This is a genomic window from Streptomyces sp. NPDC059989, assembly GCF_042736975.1.
In the GTDB taxonomy this organism is placed as follows: Bacteria; Actinomycetota; Actinomycetes; order Streptomycetales; family Streptomycetaceae; genus Streptomyces.
Genome location: NZ_JBHWUO010000063.1, coordinates 14,735 through 32,628, shown reverse-complemented (window position 1 = coordinate 32,628; position 17,894 = coordinate 14,735). Strand labels below are relative to the sequence as shown.

The 17,894-nt window shown below is 71.1% G+C and carries 15 protein-coding genes; 14 read left to right on the top strand and 1 reads right to left on the bottom strand.

The genetic code is table 11. From position 1 onward, the window contains the following. Positions 1-245: 245 nt before the first annotated feature. Positions 246-746, bottom strand: coding sequence for a transcriptional regulator BldD (gene bldD, locus ACFWBN_RS34880; RefSeq protein ID WP_007263032.1), 501 nt, complete (start codon positions 744-746; stop codon positions 246-248). Between the two features lie 271 nt (positions 747-1,017). Between bldD and pyrR the strand changes: the two genes are divergently transcribed. From pyrR to ACFWBN_RS34810, 14 genes are all read left to right on the top strand, one after another. Beyond that, positions 1,018-1,593, top strand: coding sequence for a bifunctional pyr operon transcriptional regulator/uracil phosphoribosyltransferase PyrR (gene pyrR / locus ACFWBN_RS34875; RefSeq protein WP_385184140.1), 576 nt, complete (start codon positions 1,018-1,020; stop codon positions 1,591-1,593). 152 nt (positions 1,594-1,745) lie between these two features. Beyond that, the gene (locus ACFWBN_RS34870; RefSeq protein ID WP_385184138.1) at positions 1,746-2,738 is read left to right on the top strand and encodes an aspartate carbamoyltransferase catalytic subunit; all 993 of its coding nucleotides are present in this window, start codon (positions 1,746-1,748) and stop codon (positions 2,736-2,738) included. Positions 2,739-2,740: 2 nt separating this feature from the next. Continuing rightward, positions 2,741-4,027 (top strand): dihydroorotase, encoded by a 1,287-nt coding sequence (locus ACFWBN_RS34865; RefSeq protein WP_385184135.1) that lies wholly within the window; start codon positions 2,741-2,743, stop codon positions 4,025-4,027. Then, positions 4,024-4,605 carry a hypothetical protein gene (locus ACFWBN_RS34860; RefSeq protein WP_385184132.1) on the top strand — a complete coding sequence of 194 codons (582 nt, stop codon included), beginning with the start codon at positions 4,024-4,026 and terminating at the stop codon, positions 4,603-4,605. Before ACFWBN_RS34865 ends, ACFWBN_RS34860 begins: the two co-directional genes overlap by 4 nt. Next, entirely contained in the window at positions 4,602-5,759 is a 1,158-nt protein-coding gene (carA, locus tag ACFWBN_RS34855; RefSeq protein WP_385184129.1) for a glutamine-hydrolyzing carbamoyl-phosphate synthase small subunit, read from the top strand. Before ACFWBN_RS34860 ends, carA begins: the two co-directional genes overlap by 4 nt. Then, complete coding sequence (gene carB, locus ACFWBN_RS34850) at positions 5,752-9,060, top strand: carbamoyl-phosphate synthase large subunit (protein WP_385184125.1); 3,309 nt, start codon at positions 5,752-5,754, stop codon at positions 9,058-9,060. Before carA ends, carB begins: the two co-directional genes overlap by 8 nt. A gap of 86 nt (positions 9,061-9,146) precedes the next feature. Then, positions 9,147-10,256, top strand: coding sequence for a quinone-dependent dihydroorotate dehydrogenase (locus tag ACFWBN_RS34845; RefSeq protein WP_385184123.1), 1,110 nt, complete (start codon positions 9,147-9,149; stop codon positions 10,254-10,256). Beyond that, complete coding sequence (gene pyrF / locus ACFWBN_RS34840) at positions 10,253-11,092, top strand: orotidine-5'-phosphate decarboxylase (protein ID WP_385184120.1); 840 nt, start codon at positions 10,253-10,255, stop codon at positions 11,090-11,092. The genes ACFWBN_RS34845 and pyrF overlap by 4 nt, the downstream gene beginning before the upstream one ends. A gap of 394 nt (positions 11,093-11,486) precedes the next feature. Beyond that, positions 11,487-11,810 (top strand): integration host factor, encoded by a 324-nt coding sequence (locus tag ACFWBN_RS34835; RefSeq protein ID WP_008740406.1) that lies wholly within the window; start codon positions 11,487-11,489, stop codon positions 11,808-11,810. 61 nt (positions 11,811-11,871) lie between these two features. Continuing rightward, the gene (gmk, locus tag ACFWBN_RS34830) at positions 11,872-12,435 is read left to right on the top strand and encodes a guanylate kinase (RefSeq protein WP_385184115.1); all 564 of its coding nucleotides are present in this window, start codon (positions 11,872-11,874) and stop codon (positions 12,433-12,435) included. A 64-nt stretch (positions 12,436-12,499) separates the two neighbouring features. Beyond that, on the top strand, positions 12,500-12,772 hold the full coding sequence (gene rpoZ, locus ACFWBN_RS34825; protein ID WP_004948662.1) for a DNA-directed RNA polymerase subunit omega: 273 nt from the start codon (positions 12,500-12,502) through the stop codon (positions 12,770-12,772). A 100-nt stretch (positions 12,773-12,872) separates the two neighbouring features. Beyond that, on the top strand, positions 12,873-14,087 hold the full coding sequence (gene coaBC / locus ACFWBN_RS34820) for a bifunctional phosphopantothenoylcysteine decarboxylase/phosphopantothenate--cysteine ligase CoaBC (protein WP_385184112.1): 1,215 nt from the start codon (positions 12,873-12,875) through the stop codon (positions 14,085-14,087). 195 nt (positions 14,088-14,282) lie between these two features. Next, positions 14,283-15,491, top strand: a complete 1,209-nt coding sequence (gene metK, locus ACFWBN_RS34815) for a methionine adenosyltransferase (protein ID WP_382691234.1) — start codon at positions 14,283-14,285, stop codon at positions 15,489-15,491. 119 nt (positions 15,492-15,610) lie between these two features. Further along, on the top strand, positions 15,611-17,746 hold the full coding sequence (locus ACFWBN_RS34810; RefSeq protein WP_385184109.1) for a primosomal protein N': 2,136 nt from the start codon (positions 15,611-15,613) through the stop codon (positions 17,744-17,746). Positions 17,747-17,894: the final 148 nt, after the last annotated feature.

The window sequence follows — 17,894 nt, the reverse complement described above, 5'->3', positions numbered from 1 at the left end:
CCCTCGTTCGTTAACGGGCTGCGGGCCCGCTACAAGGACCTGAAGCCGCGCCGGCGCCGCGTGTAGCGCGACGCCTCCGGGGTTGCGGCGAACCGGTGGGGCCCGCCGCGCCCGCGGGGCGGGCCCCTCCGTTTGTGTCCGATTCCGGCCCCGCGGCGTCCGGACGCGAAAACGGCGGGTGCCGGGAACCCTCTCGGGCTCCCGGCACCCGCCGGTAACGTTTCTGCTGGTCCTGGGACCGGGGACTAGATGTCCTCGTGGGCCACGGCGCGGCGCGCATCCGCGTCCAGCACGCCCCAGCTGATCAGCTGTTCGGTCAGGACCGAGGGGGACTGGTCGTAGATGACGGCCAGGGTGCGCAGGTCGTCCTGGCGGATCGACAGCACCTTGCCGTTGTAGTCGCCGCGCTGGCTCTGGATCGTCGCCGCGTAGCGCTGGAGCGGGCCGGCCTTCTCGGCGGGCACGCCCGCCAGGCGCTCCAGGTCCAGACGCAGCTTCGGCGGCGGCTCGGCCGCCCCGCCGGGCGTCGTACCCGGCAGCAGTTCCTGCACCGGAACCCCGTAGAAGTCCGCCAGCTCGGCAAGACGCTGGACGGTCACGGCGCGGTCTCCGCGCTCGTAGGAACCGACCACCACGGCCTTCCAACGGCCCTGGGACTTCTCCTCGACACCGTGGAGGGAGAGGCCCTGCTGGGTGCGGATGGCGCGGAGCTTGGCCCCGAGCTGTTTGGCGTATTCGCTGGACATAACGCTCCCGGACGCTGTGACGCTGTGACTACATGGCTGACATGCGGCTCCGCCGCGCGGCTGGTAACTCACTGTGAGGTTACGCAGCGTTACTTGGATGCGTCAAGCCGAATGGTCACCATCGCCCCCTCGGGAACGGCCCCAGGAGCCCCTTGAGGGCCCCCGCGCCCCAGCCCGGTGCGGGGTCGCCGCCATCCCCTGGTACCGTGTGAGACGTACATCAGACGTCCTTTAAGGTCCGTCCCGTGAGGCGGAGAAGGAGGTCCTTTTCATGGACACCCAGCAGAACACCGATGACGCGCGCTCCGTTCTCGAAGCGCAGGACATCGCCCGGGTCCTGACCCGGATCGCCCACGAGATCGTCGAACGCGCCAAGGGCGCCGACGACGTGGTGCTCCTCGGCATTCCCACCCGCGGTGTGTACCTCGCCCGCCGGCTGGCCGCCAAGCTCGAAGAGATCACCGGCACGAAGATCCCGGTCGGCTCCCTCGACATCACGATGTACCGCGACGACCTGCGCATGAAGCCCGCCCGCGCGATCGGCCGCACCGAGATCCCCGGCGACGACATCGACGGCCGCCTCGTCGTCCTCGTCGACGACGTGCTCTTCTCCGGCCGCACCATCCGCGCCGCCCTCGACGCCCTCGGCGACCTCGGCCGCCCCCGCGCCGTGCAGCTCGCCGTCCTCGTCGACCGCGGCCACCGCGAACTGCCGATCCGCGCCGACTACGTCGGCAAGAACCTCCCCACGTCGCTGCGGGAGACCGTCAAGGTCCAGCTCCAGGAGGAGGACGGCCGTGACGCCGTGCTGCTCGGCCAGCGGACCGCCCAGGCAGCCGGGCAGTAGCCCGTACGAAGCACCGGGCCCCGCGCGGGTCCGCGCCGAAGCCTGCCCTGCCCGATCGGGTCGCCCCGCCCGGCCGCCCCGTCCGGCTGCCGTGTTCGAAACCCAGCCAGCCAGCCAGCCTGCCTGCCCTCCTGACCTACGGAGCCATCCAGATGAAGCGCCACCTCATCTCGGCCGCAGATCTCACGCGCGACGATGCCGTCCTGATCCTCGACACCGCCGAGGAGATGGCCCGCGTCGCGGACCGGCCGATCAAGAAGCTGCCCACCCTGCGCGGCCTCACCGTCGTCAACCTCTTCTTCGAGGACTCGACCCGCACCCGGATCTCCTTCGAGGCGGCCGCCAAGCGGCTCTCCGCCGACGTCATCAACTTCTCCGCCAAGGGCTCCTCGGTTTCCAAGGGCGAATCCCTGAAGGACACGGCGCTGACCCTGGAGGCGATGGGCGCCGACGCGGTCGTCATCCGCCACCACGCCTCCGGCGCCCCCTACCGGCTCGCGACCTCCGGCTGGATCGACTCCGCCGTGGTCAACGCCGGCGACGGCACCCACGAGCACCCCACCCAGGCCCTGCTCGACGCCTTCACCATGCGCCGCCGCCTCGTCGGCCGCGACGCCGGCCTCGGCAAGGACCTGAACGGCCGCCGCATCACCATCGTCGGCGACGTCCTGCACAGCCGCGTCGCCCGCTCCAACGTCCAGCTGCTGCACACCCTCGGCGCCGAGGTCACCGTGGTGGCCCCGCCGACCCTGGTCCCGATCGGCGTCGAGAGCTGGCCCTGCGAGGTCTCGTACAACCTCGACGAGGTGCTGCCGAAGTCCGATGCGGTGATGATGCTGCGTGTGCAGCGCGAACGCATGAACGCCGCCTTCTTCCCGACCGAGCGCGAGTACTCCCGCCGGTACGGGCTCGACGGCGACCGCATGGCGAAGATGCCCGAGCACGCCATCGTGATGCACCCCGGCCCGATGAACCGCGGCATGGAGATCACCGCCGAGGTCGCCGACTCCGACCGCTGCACGGCCGTCGAGCAGGTCGCCAACGGCGTCTCCACCCGGATGGCCGTCCTGTACCTGCTGCTCGGAGGCTCCGAGCCCGCCGTCACCCCCACCCACGCCGCCGCCCGTACCGAGGAGACCAAGTAACCATGAGCAAGATCCTTATCCGTGGCGCGAAGGTACTCGGCGGCGAGGCGCAGGACGTCCTGATCGACGGCGAGACCATCGCCGAGGTCGGCCGGAACCTGTCCGCCGACGGCGCGACCGTCATCGAGGCCGAGGGCCAGGTCCTTCTCCCCGGCCTCGTCGACCTGCACACCCACCTGCGCGAGCCCGGCCGCGAGGACTCCGAGACCGTCCTGACCGGCACCCGCGCCGCCGCGAGCGGCGGCTACACCGCCGTCTTCGCCATGGCGAACACCTTCCCCGTCGCCGACACCGCCGGCGTCGTCGAGCAGGTCTGGCGCCTGGGCAAGGAGTCCGGCTACTGCGACGTGCAGCCCATCGGCGCCGTCACCGTCGGCCTGGAGGGCAAGCAGCTCTCCGAGCTGGGCGCCATGCACGACTCCGCCGCCCGCGTCACCGTCTTCTCCGACGACGGCAAGTGCGTCGACGACGCCGTGATCATGCGCCGCGCCCTGGAGTACGTGAAGGCCTTCGGCGGCGTCGTCGCCCAGCACGCCCAAGAGCCCCGCCTCACCGAGGGCGCCCAGATGAACGAGGGCGTCGTCTCCGCCGAGCTGGGCCTGGGCGGCTGGCCGGCCGTCGCCGAGGAGTCGATCATCGCCCGCGACGTGCTCCTCGCCGAGCACGTCGGCTCCCGCGTCCACATCTGCCACCTCTCCACCGCCGGCTCCGTCGAGATCGTCCGCTGGGCCAAGTCCCGCGGCATCGACGTGACCGCCGAGGTCACCCCGCACCACCTCCTCCTCACCGACGAGCTCGTCCGCTCGTACAACGCGGTCTACAAGGTCAACCCGCCGCTGCGCACCGAGAAGGACGTGCTGGCCCTGCGCGAGGCGCTCGCCGACGGCACCATCGACATCGTCGCCACCGACCACGCCCCGCACCCGCACGAGGACAAGGACTGCGAGTGGGCCGCGGCCGCCATGGGCATGGTCGGCCTGGAGACCGCGCTCTCCGTCGTCCAGCAGACGATGATCGAGACCGGGCTGCTCGACTGGGCGGGCGTCGCCGAGCGGATGTCCTTCGCTCCGGCGCGCATCGGCGGCCTGGACAACCACGGCCGTCCCGTCTCGGCAGGTGAACCCGCGAACCTGACCTTGGTCGATACCTCGTACCGTGGTGTCGTGGACCCCGCACACTTCGCCTCCCGCAGCCGCAACACGCCTTACGAGGGCCGTGAGCTGCCGGGGCGCGTCACTCACACCTTCCTGCGGGGCCGGGCAACGGTCGTGGACGGGACGCTGGCGTGACACCTGCAGTAATCCAACTGGCCGCCGAGGCCGCCGAACGACAGTCGGCGGAGGTGACCAGCTTCGGAGCCCGCATCGCGTGGGTGATCGGCCTGGCCGTCTTCATCGCCTTCGTGTACTGGCTGATGCGGCAGGGCTGGAAATGGCGCGGCGCTCTGCAGAACGACCTGCCCGAGCTGCCCGCCGCCCCCGACGGTCTCCCCGAGCACCGGCTGGCCCTGACCGGCCGGTACCACGGGTCCACCACCGCCGGGCAGTGGCTCGACCGGATCGTCGCCCACGGTCTGGGCGTCCGCAGCCGGGTCGAGCTCACGCTCACCGACGCGGGCCTCGACGTGGTCCGACCGGGTGCCACCGACTTCTTCGTACCGGCCGCGCAGCTGCGCGGCGCCCGCCTGGACAAGGGAATCGCGGGCAAGGTACTGACCGAAGGCGGTCTGCTCGTCGTCACATGGGCGCACGGCGACAAGCTGATCGACTCCGGATTCCGCTCCGACCGCGCGGCCGAACACGCCGCCTGGGTCGAAGCCGTCAATCTCATGAACTCATCCATCACGACGGAAGGCGCCGAACGATGACGACCTCCACCAGGGGAGCAGACAAAACTCCCGCCGTACTCGTCCTGGAGGACGGTCGGATTTTCCGCGGCCGCGCCTACGGCGCCCACGGGGAGACCTTCGGCGAGGCCGTGTTCTCCACCGGCATGACCGGCTACCAGGAGACCCTCACCGACCCGTCGTACCACCGTCAGGTCGTCGTGATGACCGCCCCGCACGTGGGCAACACCGGCGTCAACGACGAGGACCCCGAGTCCTCCCGCATCTGGGTGTCCGGCTACGTCGTACGCGACCCCGCCCGCATCCCCTCCAACTGGCGCTCGCAGCGCTCGCTGGACGAGGAGCTGGTCAAGCAGGGCGTCGTCGGGATCTCCGGCATCGACACCCGCGCCCTGACCCGCCACCTGCGCGAGCGCGGCGCCATGCGCGTCGGCATCTTCTCCGGCAACGCCATCTCCGACGACGGCATGCTGCTCGCCAAGGTGCGCCAGTCCGCCGAGATGAAGGGCGCCAACCTCTCCGCCGAGGTCGCCACCAAGGAGACGTACGTCGTCCCCGCCATCGGCGAGAAGCGCTTCACCGTGGCCGCCGTCGACCTCGGCATCAAGGGCATGACCCCGCACCGCATGGCCGAGCGCGGCATCGAGGTGCACGTGCTGCCCGCCACCGCGACCGCCGAGGACATCTACGCGGTCTCCCCGGACGGCGTGTTCTTCTCCAACGGCCCGGGCGACCCGGCCACCGCCGACCACGCGGTCTCGGTCATGCAGGGCGTGCTCGCCCGCAAGACCCCGCTCTTCGGCATCTGCTTCGGCAACCAGATCCTGGGCCGCGCGCTCGGCTTCGGCACCTACAAGCTGAAGTACGGCCACCGCGGCATCAACCAGCCGGTGCAGGACCGCACCACCGGCAAGGTCGAGATCACCGCGCACAACCACGGCTTCGCCGTGGACGCGCCCCTCGACAAGGTCTCCGAGACCCCCTACGGCCGCGCCGAGGTCTCGCACGTCTGCCTGAACGACAACGTCGTGGAAGGCCTCCAGCTGCTCGACCAGCCGGCCTTCTCCGTCCAGTACCACCCCGAAGCCGCCGCGGGCCCGCACGACGCCGCGTACCTCTTCGACCGTTTCACGTCTTTGATGGAAACCGCCCTGATGGAGGCCGAGCGTGCCTAAGCGCACCGATATCCAGTCCGTCCTGGTCATCGGCTCCGGCCCGATCGTCATCGGCCAGGCCGCCGAGTTCGACTACTCCGGCACCCAGGCCTGCCGCATCCTCAAGGCCGAGGGCCTGCGGGTCATCCTGGTCAACTCCAACCCCGCGACGATCATGACCGACCCGGAGATCGCCGACGCCACGTACGTCGAGCCGATCACCCCCGAGTTCGTCGAGAAGATCATTGCGAAGGAGCGCCCCGACGCGCTGCTCCCCACCCTCGGCGGCCAGACCGCGCTGAACACCGCGATCTCCATGCACGAGCAGGGTGTGCTGGAGAAGTACGGCGTCGAGCTCATCGGCGCCAACGTCGAGGCCATCAACAAGGGCGAGGACCGCGACCTCTTCAAGGGCGTCGTCGAGGCCGTCAAGGCCAAGATCGGCTACGGCGAGTCCGCCCGCTCGGTCATCTGCCACTCGATGGACGACGTGATCGCGGGCGTCGACACCCTCGGCGGCTACCCCGTCGTCGTGCGCCCCTCCTTCACCATGGGCGGCGCCGGCTCCGGCTTCGCCCACGACGAGGAAGAGCTGCGCCGCATCGCCGGCCAGGGCCTCATGCTCTCCCCGACCACCGAGGTGCTCCTGGAGGAGTCCATCCTCGGCTGGAAGGAGTACGAGCTGGAGCTGATGCGCGACACCAAGGACAACGTGGTCGTCGTCTGCTCCATCGAGAACTTCGACCCGATGGGCGTCCACACCGGCGACTCCATCACCGTCGCCCCGGCGATGACGCTGACCGACCGCGAGTACCAGCGGCTGCGCGACATCGGCATCGCGATCATCCGCGAGGTCGGCGTCGACACCGGCGGCTGCAACATCCAGTTCGCGATCGACCCGGTCGACGGCCGCGTCATCGTCATCGAGATGAACCCGCGCGTCTCGCGCTCCTCGGCGCTCGCGTCGAAAGCCACCGGCTTCCCGATTGCCAAGATCGCCGCCAAGCTGGCCATCGGCTACACGCTCGACGAGGTCCCCAACGACATCACCGAGAAGACGCCGGCCTCCTTCGAGCCGTCCCTCGACTACGTCGTCGTCAAGGCCCCGCGCTTCGCCTTCGAGAAGTTCCCGCTCGCCGACGCCACCCTCACCACCACCATGAAGTCGGTGGGCGAGGCCATGGCCATCGGCCGCAACTTCACCGAGGCCCTCCAGAAGGCCCTGCGCTCCCTGGAGAAGAAGGGCTCGCAGTTCACCTTCGTCGGCGAGCCCGGCGACAAGGCCGAGCTGCTGGCCACCGCGGTCCGCCCGACCGACGGCCGCATCAACACCGTCATGCAGGCCATCCGCGCCGGCGCCACCCAGGAAGAGGTCTTCGAGTCCACGAAGATCGACCCCTGGTTCGTCGACCAGCTCTTCCTCATCAAGGAGATCGCGGACGACCTGGCCGCCGCCGACAAGCTCCACCCCGAGCTGCTCGCGGAGGCCAAGCGCCACGGCTTCTCCGACGCCCAGATCGCGGAGATCCGCGGCCTGCGCGAGGACGTCGTCCGCGAGGTCCGCCACGCGCTGGGCGTCCGCCCGGTCTACAAGACGGTCGACACCTGCGCCGCCGAGTTCGCCGCGAAGACCCCGTACTTCTACTCCTCGTACGACGAGGAGAGCGAGGTCGCCCCGCGCGAGAAGCCCGCGGTCATCATCCTGGGCTCCGGCCCGAACCGCATCGGCCAGGGCATCGAGTTCGACTACTCCTGCGTCCACGCCTCCTTCGCGCTCAGCGACGCCGGCTACGAGACCGTGATGGTCAACTGCAACCCGGAGACCGTCTCCACCGACTACGACACCTCCGACCGCCTGTACTTCGAGCCGCTGACGCTCGAAGACGTGCTGGAGATCGTCCACGCCGAGTCCCTCGCGGGCCCGATCGCCGGTGTCATCGTCCAGCTCGGCGGCCAGACCCCCCTGGGCCTGGCCCAGGCCCTCAAGGACAACGGCGTCCCCGTCGTCGGCACCTCCCCGGAGGCCATCCACGCCGCCGAGGACCGCGGCGCCTTCGGCCAGGTCCTCGCCGACGCCGGCCTGCCCGCCCCCAAGCACGGCACCGCCACCACCTTCACGGGTGCGAAGGCCATCGCCGACGAGATCGGCTACCCGGTCCTCGTCCGCCCGTCCTACGTGCTCGGCGGCCGCGGCATGGAGATCGTCTACGACGAGGCCCGCCTGGAGTCGTACATCGCCGAGTCCACCGAGATCAGCCCCACCCGGCCGGTCCTGGTCGACCGCTTCCTCGACGACGCCATCGAGATCGACGTCGACGCCCTCTACGACGGCACCGAGCTCTACCTCGGCGGCGTCATGGAGCACATCGAGGAAGCCGGCATCCACTCCGGCGACTCCGCCTGCGCCCTGCCCCCGATCACCCTCGGCGGCTACGACATCAAGCGCCTGCGCGCCTCCACCGAGGCCATCGCCAAGGGCGTCGGCGTCCGCGGCCTGATCAACATCCAGTTCGCGATGGCCGGCGACATCCTCTACGTCCTGGAGGCCAACCCGCGCGCCTCCCGGACCGTCCCCTTCACCTCGAAGGCGACCGCCGTCCCCCTCGCGAAGGCCGCCGCCCGCATCTCGCTCGGCACCACCATCGCCGAGCTGCGCGCCGAAGGCCTGCTGCCGAAGACCGGCGACGGCGGCACCCTGCCGCTCGACGCGCCGATCTCCGTCAAGGAGGCCGTCATGCCGTGGTCGCGCTTCCGCGACATCCACGGCCGCGGCGTGGACACCGTCCTCGGCCCGGAGATGCGCTCCACCGGCGAGGTCATGGGCATCGACTCCGTCTTCGGCACGGCGTACGCCAAGTCGCAGGCCGGCGCCTACGGCCCGCTGCCCACCAAGGGCCGCGCCTTCATCTCCGTCGCCAACCGCGACAAGCGCTCGATGATCTTCCCGGCCCGCGAGCTCGTCGCCCACGGCTTCGAGCTGATGGCCACCTCCGGCACCGCCGAGGTGCTGCGCCGCAACGGCATCAACGCCACCGTGGTGCGCAAGCTCAGCGAGGGCGAGGGCCCGAACGGCGAGAAGACCATCGTCCAGCTCATCCACGACGGCCAGGTCGACCTGATCGTCAACACCCCGTACGGCACCGGCGGCCGCCTCGACGGCTACGAGATCCGCACGGCGGCCGTGGCCCGCAGTGTCCCCTGCCTGACCACGGTCCAGGCACTCGCCGCGGCCGTCCAGGGCATCGACGCGCTCAACCACGGCGACGTGGGCGTGCGCTCCCTCCAGGAGCACGCTGAACACCTGACCGCGGCCCGCGACTAGCAGCCCGAACGAGGTAGGGGGACACCGGTTTCGCTGACGCGACGGGTGTCCCCCTTCTCATGACCGCACGGAGGAGCCTCCCCCCGATGTACAAACTCTTCTTCAACCTGGTCTTCAAGCGCATGGACCCGGAGCAGGCCCACTACACGGCCTTCCGCTGGATCCGCCTCGCGGCCCGCACCCCCGTACTGCGCACCTTCATCGCCGCCTGGCTCGCCCCCCGCTACAAGGAGCTGCGCACCGAGGCGCTCGGCCTGCGCATGCACGGCCCCTTCGGGCTGGCGGCCGGCTTCGACAAGAACGCCGTCGCCATCGACGGGATGTCGATGCTCGGCTTCGACCACATCGAGATCGGCACGGTCACGGCCGAGGCGCAGCCGGGCAACCCCAAGAAGCGCCTCTTCCGCCTCGTCCCGGACCGCGCGCTGATCAACCGGATGGGCTTCAACAACGAGGGCTCGGCGGCCGTCGCGGAGCGCCTGGCGGCCCGCGAGGCGGTCTTCAAGACGGTCGTGGGCGTCAACATCGGCAAGACCAAGGTCGTGCCGGAGGAGGAGGCGGTGGCGGACTACGTCGCCTCCACCGAGCGCCTGGCCCGCCACGCCGACTACCTCGTCGTGAACGTCTCCTCCCCGAACACCCCGGGGCTGCGCAACCTCCAGGCGACCGAGTCGCTGCGCCCGCTGCTGACGGCGGTCCGCAAGGCCGCGGACCGCACCGTGACGGACCGCCGCGTCCCCCTCCTGGTCAAGATCGCCCCGGACCTGGCCGACGAGGACGTCGACGCGGTGGCGGACCTGGCGCTGGAGCTCGGCCTGGACGGCATCATCGCGACGAACACCACCATCGCGCGGGAGGGCCTGGGCCTGCGCTCCGACCCGTCCCTCGTGAAGGAGACGGGCGGACTGTCCGGCGCCCCGGTCAAGGAGCGCTCCCTGGAGGTCCTGCGCCGCCTGTACGCCCGCGTGGGGGACCGGCTGGTCCTCGTCGGCGTCGGGGGCGTGGAGAACGCCGAGGACGCCTGGCAGCGGATCCTGGCGGGCGCCACGCTGGTCCAGGGCTACAGCGCCTTCATCTACGAGGGCCCCTTCTACGCCCGCGCCATCCACAAGGGCCTGGCCGCGCGCCTGGCCACCAGCCCGTACGCGACGCTCGCCGAAGCGGTGGGCGCCGAGACCCGAAAGGCCGCGCAGTGACCCTGACCCCGTTTGGCACCCGCCTCCGCGAGGCGATGGACTCCCGCGGCCCGCTGTGCGTGGGCATCGACCCGCACGCCGCGCTGCTGGCGCAGTGGGGCCTGAACGACGACATCGCGGGCCTGGAGAGCTTCTCCCGTACGGTCGTGGAGGCGCTGGCCGAGTCGGTGGCGGTCTTCAAGCCGCAGGCTGCCTTCTTCGAGCGGTTCGGCTCGCGGGGCATCGCGGTGCTGGAGCGGACGGTGGCGGACGCGCGGTCGGCGGGCACGCTCGTCGTGATGGACGCCAAGCGGGGCGACATCGGCTCGACGATGGCCGCGTACGCCGAGACCTTCCTCTCGCCGTCCTCCCCGCTCTTCTCCGACGCGCTGACGGTCTCCCCGTACCTGGGCTACGGCTCCCTGAAGCCGGCGGTCGACCTGGCGCGGGAGTCGGGCGCGGGCCTGTTCGTCCTGGCCCTCACCTCGAACCCGGAGGGCGCGGAGGTCCAGCGGGCGGTCCGTTCGGACGGCCGGACGATCGGCGCGACGATGCTGGCCCACCTGGCTGCGGAGAACGAGGGCGCCAGCCCCATGGGCTCCTTCGGAGCGGTGGTCGGCGCCACGCTCGGCGACCTGTCCTCCTTCGACCTGGACATCAACGGCCCGCTGCTCGCCCCCGGGATCGGCGCCCAGGGCGCGACGGCGGCCGACCTCCCGGCGGTCTTCGGCAAGGCCGTGCACAACGTGGTCCCGAACGTGTCGCGGGGCGTGCTGAAGCACGGTCCGGACGTCTCGGCCCTGCGCGCCAGTGCGGCCGCCTTCGCCGACGAGATCCGCGAGGCGGTTTCCGCGTAGCGAGGCCGGCCGGATGTGATCCGCGTCACGGATTCCATCGTGGCGTGCGCCGTTCTCCGCGAATCGGCGGAGAACGGCGCGCGGCCCTCGCCGCACACGGATTCGGTGCGTTCAAGGACGCCGTCGGACACGCGTGTCGCACGACCTGACGAAATTCGAACGTCTTTCACCGGACAAAACAGGGGTACTTTGTCCGTGATGTACGGTTCAGTGGAGGCTGACCAGGACTTTTCGTCCGTTCTCGCTGACTGGAGCGGCCATGGCCGCTAGTCTCCGACCAGAGTGAACGTGCAGCGAACGAATTCCAGCGCTGTTCGGGATCTCGCCTGGTGTGGTGCCTTTGGGTTCCCCACCGGTCCGTATCCGACAGTTCGACATCCGAGGTGACGTAGGCGTGGCTCTTCCGCCCCTTACCCCTGAACAGCGCGCAGCCGCGCTCGAAAAGGCCGCCGCGGCTCGCCGGGAGCGGGCCGAGGTGAAGAATCGACTCAAGCACTCCGGCGCCTCGCTCCAAGAGGTCATCAAGACGGGCCAGGAGAACGACGTCATCGGCAAGATGAAGGTCTCCGCCCTGCTGGAGTCCCTGCCTGGCGTGGGCAAGGTGCGCGCCAAGCAGATCATGGAGCGCCTCGGCATCTCCGAATCCCGGCGTGTCCGAGGTCTCGGCTCCAACCAGATCGCTTCTCTGGAGCGTGAGTTCGGCACTCCTGCCGGCTGACGCGTCGCCTGAAGTTCTTCCGGCGTTCTCAGGCAGTCCCGGGAACCTGGATAATCGCTCTATGGCAGCAGAGGTTCGTCCGCGGCTGACCGTGCTCTCCGGCCCCTCGGGGGTCGGCAAGAGCACGGTCGTCGCGCATATGCGCAAGGTTCACCCCGAGGTCTGGCTCTCGGTGTCGGCCACCACCCGCAAGCCGCGGCCCGGTGAGCGACACGGAGTCCACTACTTCTTCGTCAACGACGACGAGTTCGACAAGCTGATCGCCAACGGCGAGCTGCTGGAGTGGGCCGAGTTCGCGGGCAACCGCTACGGCACACCACGCGGCGCGGTGCTGGAACGCCTGGAAAACGGCGAGCCGGTACTGCTGGAGATCGACCTCCAGGGCGCACGGCTCGTACGCGAGTCGATGCCCGACGCCCAGCTGGTCTTCCTGGCCCCGCCGAGCTGGGACGAGCTCGTGCGCCGGCTGACCGGCCGGGGCACCGAATCGGCCGAGGTCATCGAGCGCAGGCTGGGGACCGCCAAGATCGAACTCGCTGCCGAGTCCGAGTTCGACACCACCCTGGTCAACACCTCCGTCGAGGACGTGGCGCGTGAGCTGCTAGCCTTGATGGAAGTTGTCTGATCGTTGATCGATCGTTTCGATTCGATCAATGCCTGATCTTTCACCCATCTTCGGAAGGTAGAGCGTGTCCTCTTCCATCACTGCGCCCGAGGGCATCATCAACCCGCCGATCGACGAGCTGCTCGAGGCCACGGACTCGAAGTACAGCCTCGTGATCTACGCGGCCAAGCGCGCGCGTCAGATCAACGCGTACTACTCCCAGCTCGGCGAGGGCCTGCTGGAGTACGTCGGCCCGCTGGTGGACACCCACGTCCACGAGAAGCCGCTTTCGATCGCGCTGCGCGAGATCAACGCGGGTCTGCTGACCTCCGAGGCCATCGAGGCCCCGGCTCAGTAAGGCACGGCGATTTCCTTTCACCACAGGCCCGGCAGAACATCTGCCGGGCCTGTGGTGTGTCATGGGTAGGTACGACGGATGTGTCGAAGGGGAGTGCGTGGTGGCTAAGCCGAAGGTCGTGCTGGGGGTCAGCGGCGGGATCGCCGCCTACAAGGCGTGCGAGCTGCTGCGCCGCCTGACCGAGTCCGGGCACGAGGTGCGGGTGGTGCCGACGGCCGCGTCGCTCCACTTCGTCGGCGAGGCCACCTGGGCCGCCCTGTCCGGGAACCCGGCCTCCACCGAGGTCTGGGAGACCGTCCACGAGGTCCCCCACGTGCGCATCGGGCAGACGGCCGACCTCGTCGTCGTCGCCCCGGCCACCGCCGACATGCTGGCCAAGGCCGCCCACGGGCTCGCCGACGACCTGCTCACGAACACCCTGCTCACCGCGCGCTGTCCCGTGGTCTTCGCCCCCGCCATGCACACCGAGATGTGGGAGCACCCCGCCACCCAGGAGAACGTGGCCACCCTGCGGCGGCGCGGCGCCCTCGTCATCGAACCCGCCGTGGGCCGGCTCACCGGCAAGGACACCGGCAAGGGCCGGCTGCCCGACCCCGAGGAGATCTTCGAGGTGTGCCGAGGGGTCCTGGCGCGCGGCGTGGCCGAGCCCGACCTCGTCGGGCGGCACGTGGTGATCAGCGCCGGCGGCACGCGCGAGCCCCTGGACCCGGTCCGCTTCCTCGGCAACCGCTCCTCCGGCAAGCAGGGCTACGCGCTCGCCCGCACCGCCGTCGCGCGCGGGGCCCGGGTCACCCTCGTGGCGGCCAACACCGCGCTGGCCGACCCGGCCGGGGTGGACGTCGTACGCGTGGGGACGGCCGTACAGCTGCGGGAAGCCGTGCTCAAGGCCGCCGCGGACGCCGACGCCGTGGTCATGGCGGCGGCCGTGGCCGACTTCCGGCCCGCCGAGTACGCCGGCGGGAAGATCAAGAAGAAGGACGGGCAGGAGCCCGCGCCGGTCGCCCTCGTGCGCAACCCCGACGTCCTCGCGGAGATCTCGGCCGAGCGGGCCCGGGAGGGGCAGATCGTGGTCGGATTCGCCGCGGAGACCGACGACGTGCTCGCCAACGGCCGCGCCAAGCTCCGGCGCAAGGGATGTGATCTTCTCGTCGTCAACGAGGTCGGCGAGACCAAGACCTTCGGTTCCGAGGAGAACGAGGCCGTCATCCTGGCTTCGGACGGGTCGGAGACCCAGGTGCCCTACGGCCCGAAGGAAGCCCTGGCGGAGGTGATTTGGGACCAGGTGGCGCCCCGGCTCGCCGCGCGACGCGCCTGACCGGTATGCCTTCTCATGGTCACTTTCGTAGGCCAGAATGGAGTGCCGCAGGTCACACCCGATTCATAGGGCGAGACGGGTGGTCCGGCAAACGGTGGCGACCGATAAACTGCATTCGGAACGTGATCGGGCGCAGCCCCCGATGTGGTTCCGCCAAATGATCAGCCAGCAGCCGCTGCAACCCCAGGGAGCGTTGTGTCCCGTCGTCTGTTCACCTCGGAGTCTGTGACCGAGGGCCACCCTGACAAGATCGCTGACCAGATCAGCGACACGATCCTCGACGCACTTCTCACCGAGGACCCGACCTCGCGTGTCGCGGTGGAGACCCTCATCACCACGGGTCTCGTGCACATCGCCGGAGAGGTGACGACGAAGGCGTACGCGCCGATCGCGCAGCTCGTCCGCGAGAAGATCCTCGAGATCGGCTACGACTCGTCCAAGAAGGGCTTCGACGGCGCCTCCTGTGGCGTGTCGGTGTCCATCGGCGCGCAGTCCCCGGACATCGCGCAGGGCGTCGACACCGCGTACGAGACGCGCGTCGAGGGTGACGAGGACGAGCTCGACAAGCAGGGCGCCGGCGACCAGGGCCTGATGTTCGGCTACGCCTGCGACGAGACCCCCGAGCTCATGCCCCTCCCGATCCACCTGGCGCACCGGCTCTCCCGCCGGCTGTCCGAGGTCCGCAAGAACGGGACCATCCCGTACCTGCGCCCCGACGGCAAGACCCAGGTCACCATCGAGTACGACGGCGACAAGGCCGTCCGCCTCGACACGGTCGTGGTCTCCTCGCAGCACGCCTCCGACATCGACCTGGACTCGCTGCTCGCGCCCGACATCCGCGAGTTCGTCGTCGAGCACGTGCTGGCCCAGCTCATCGAGGACGGCATCAAGCTGGACACCGAGGGCTACCGCCTCCTGGTGAACCCGACCGGCCGCTTCGAGATCGGCGGCCCGATGGGCGACGCGGGTCTGACCGGCCGCAAGATCATCATCGACACGTACGGCGGCATGGCCCGCCACGGTGGCGGTGCCTTCTCCGGCAAGGACCCGTCGAAGGTCGACCGCTCCGCCGCCTACGCCATGCGCTGGGTCGCGAAGAACGTCGTCGCCGCCGGCCTCGCCTCGCGCTGCGAGGTCCAGGTCGCGTACGCCATCGGCAAGGCCGAGCCCGTCGGCCTGTTCGTCGAGACCTTCGGCACCGCCAAGGTCGAGGTCCAGAAGATCGAGGACGCGATCGGCGAGGTCTTCGACCTCCGCCCGGCCGCGATCATCCGCGACCTGGACCTGCTGCGCCCGATCTACGCCCAGACCGCCGCCTACGGCCACTTCGGCCGCGAGCTGCCGGACTTCACCTGGGAGCGCACCGACCGCGTGGACGCGCTGCGCGCGGCCGCCGGCCTGTAAGCACCACCGTAGGCACCACCGCTTGAGACGAACGGCCCCGGACCCTCGGTCCGGGGCCGTTCGCATGCCCGCCGCCTCGGGCCCGTCCGCTGTCGGTGGGGTTTGGTAAGAATGCGGGTGTGAGCAGCACGAACGATTCCGAGCAGCGGGGCGGGGACGAGAGTCCCGGCGGCCCGCCGGAGCAGCTCGCGCTGATCCGGGAGATGGTCGCCGAGGCGAAGGCCAAGGCGCCCAAGGCGAAGCCCCGCACCTGGCGCGGGGCCGCCGTCGCCGAGGAGCTGCCCGTAGCCCGCGTGCTCGTGAACAAGGGCGTGCTCCACCTCGACCGGCTCTTCGACTACGCGGTTCCCGCCGAGCTCTCCGAGTCCGCCCAGCCGGGCGTCCGCGTCCGGGTCCGCTTCGGCGCGGGCTCCCACCGGGTGCACGGCGGCCGCCGCGAGGGCGGCGGGCTCATCGACGGCTTCATCGTCGAACGCCGCGCCGACTCCGACTACAACGGAGCCCTCGCCGCCCTCGCCCAGGTCGTCTCGCCCGAAGTGGTCCTCGGCCCTGCCATGCTGGCCCTCACCCGGGCCGTCGCCGACCGGTACGCCGGCAGCCTGGCCGACGTACTCCAGCTCGCCCTGCCCGCGCGGAGCGCCCGCGCCGAGGCCAAGCCCTCACCCGAACCGCTGCCCCCGCCCGCCGCGCCCGAGCCCGCCGGCTGGGAGCGCTACGGCGCCGGCCCCGCCTTCCTCCGCTCCCTCGCCGGCGGCGGCACCCCGCGCGCCGTCTGGACCGCCCTGCCCGGCCCCGGCTGGGCCGACGAACTCGCCCGCGCCATGGCCGCCACCCTCGCCTCCGGACGCGGAGCCCTCGCCGTCGTCCCCGACGGACGGACCGCCGCCCGCGTCGACGCCGCGCTCACCGCCCTGCTCGGCGAGGGGCGGCACGCGCTGCTCACCGCCGAATCGGGCCCCGAGAAGCGCTACCGCCAGTGGCTGGCCGTGAGCCGGGGCTCGGTGCGCGCCGTCGTCGGCACCCGGGCCGCGATGTTCGCCCCCGTACGCGACCTCGGGCTGGTCGCCATCTGGGACGACGGCGACTCCAGCCACAGCGACGACCGCGCCCCCTTCCCGCACGTCCGCGAGGTCCTGGAACTGCGCGCGGTCACCGACGGCTGCGCCTTCCTCGCCGGGAGCACGAGCTGCACCGTCGAGGCCGCCCAGCTGGTCGAGTCCGGCTGGGCCCGGCCGCTGGTCGCGAGCCGCGAGACGGTCCGGGAGTGCGCCCCCCGGATCCGGACCGTGGGCGACGAACTGCTGGCCCGGGACGAGGCGGCCCGCGCCGCGCGCCTGCCGAGCCTGGCGTGGGAGACCGTACGCGAGGGGCTGAGGACCGGGCCCGTCCTGGTACAGGTGCCGCGGCGCGGCTACGTGCCGCGGCTGGCGTGCGAGCGGTGCCGTACGCCGGCCCGCTGCACCGTCTGTGCCGGGCCGCTGGAGGCCCCCGACGCGCGGGACCTGCACTGCGGGTGGTGCGGGCGGGCCGAGCCGGCCTGGCACTGCGAGGAGTGCGGGTCCTTCCGGCTGCGGGCCCAGGTGGTCGGAGCGCGGCGGACCGCCGAGGAGCTGGGGCGGGTCTTCCCGGCCGTGCCCGTACGGACCTCCGGTCGCGACCACATCCTCGACGAGGTACCGGACCGGCCCGCGCTGGTGGTGTGCACCCCCGGGGCCGAACCGGTCGCGGCCGGCGCCGGATACGCGGCCGCCCTGCTGCTCGACGGCTGGGCGATGCTGACCCGGCCCGACCTGCGGGCGGGCGAGGACGCGCTGCGGCGGTGGATCGCGGCCGCCTCGCTGGTACGGGGGGACGGCCAGGTCGTGGTCGTCGCCGAGCCGACGCTGCGGCCGGTCCAGGCGCTGGTGCGGTGGGACCCCGTCGGGCATGCGGTCCGGGAGCTCGCGGAGCGGGCACAGCTAGGCTTCCCGCCGGTCTCCCGGATGGCGGCCGTGGCCGCCGGGCGGGGCGAGGCCATCGAGGCCTTCCTGGCCGGAGCCGGGCTGCCGGCGGACGCGGAGGTCCTGGGGCCGGTGCCGGTGGCGGGGCGGCGGGGTGAGGCCTCTCCGGGGGAGCGGGCGCTGGTCCGCGTGCCCCCGGGCAGCGGTGCCGCGCTGGCGGCCGCGCTGAAGTCGGCGCAGGCCGCTCGCCTCGCGCGGGGCGTCCCGGCCTCGGAGGCGGTCCGGGTCCGGATCGACCCGCCGGACATCGGCTGACGGTCGGGCTGCCGCTGCGCGGGGCTTTCCCCTACCCGCCCTTCCTCCGTTCCCTGGGGCTCCGCCCCAGACCCCGTACGTGCGCTCCGCGCCCGTGCCCTCAAACGCCGGGCGGGCTGGAATCAGCCCCGCCGGCGTTTGAGGCGCG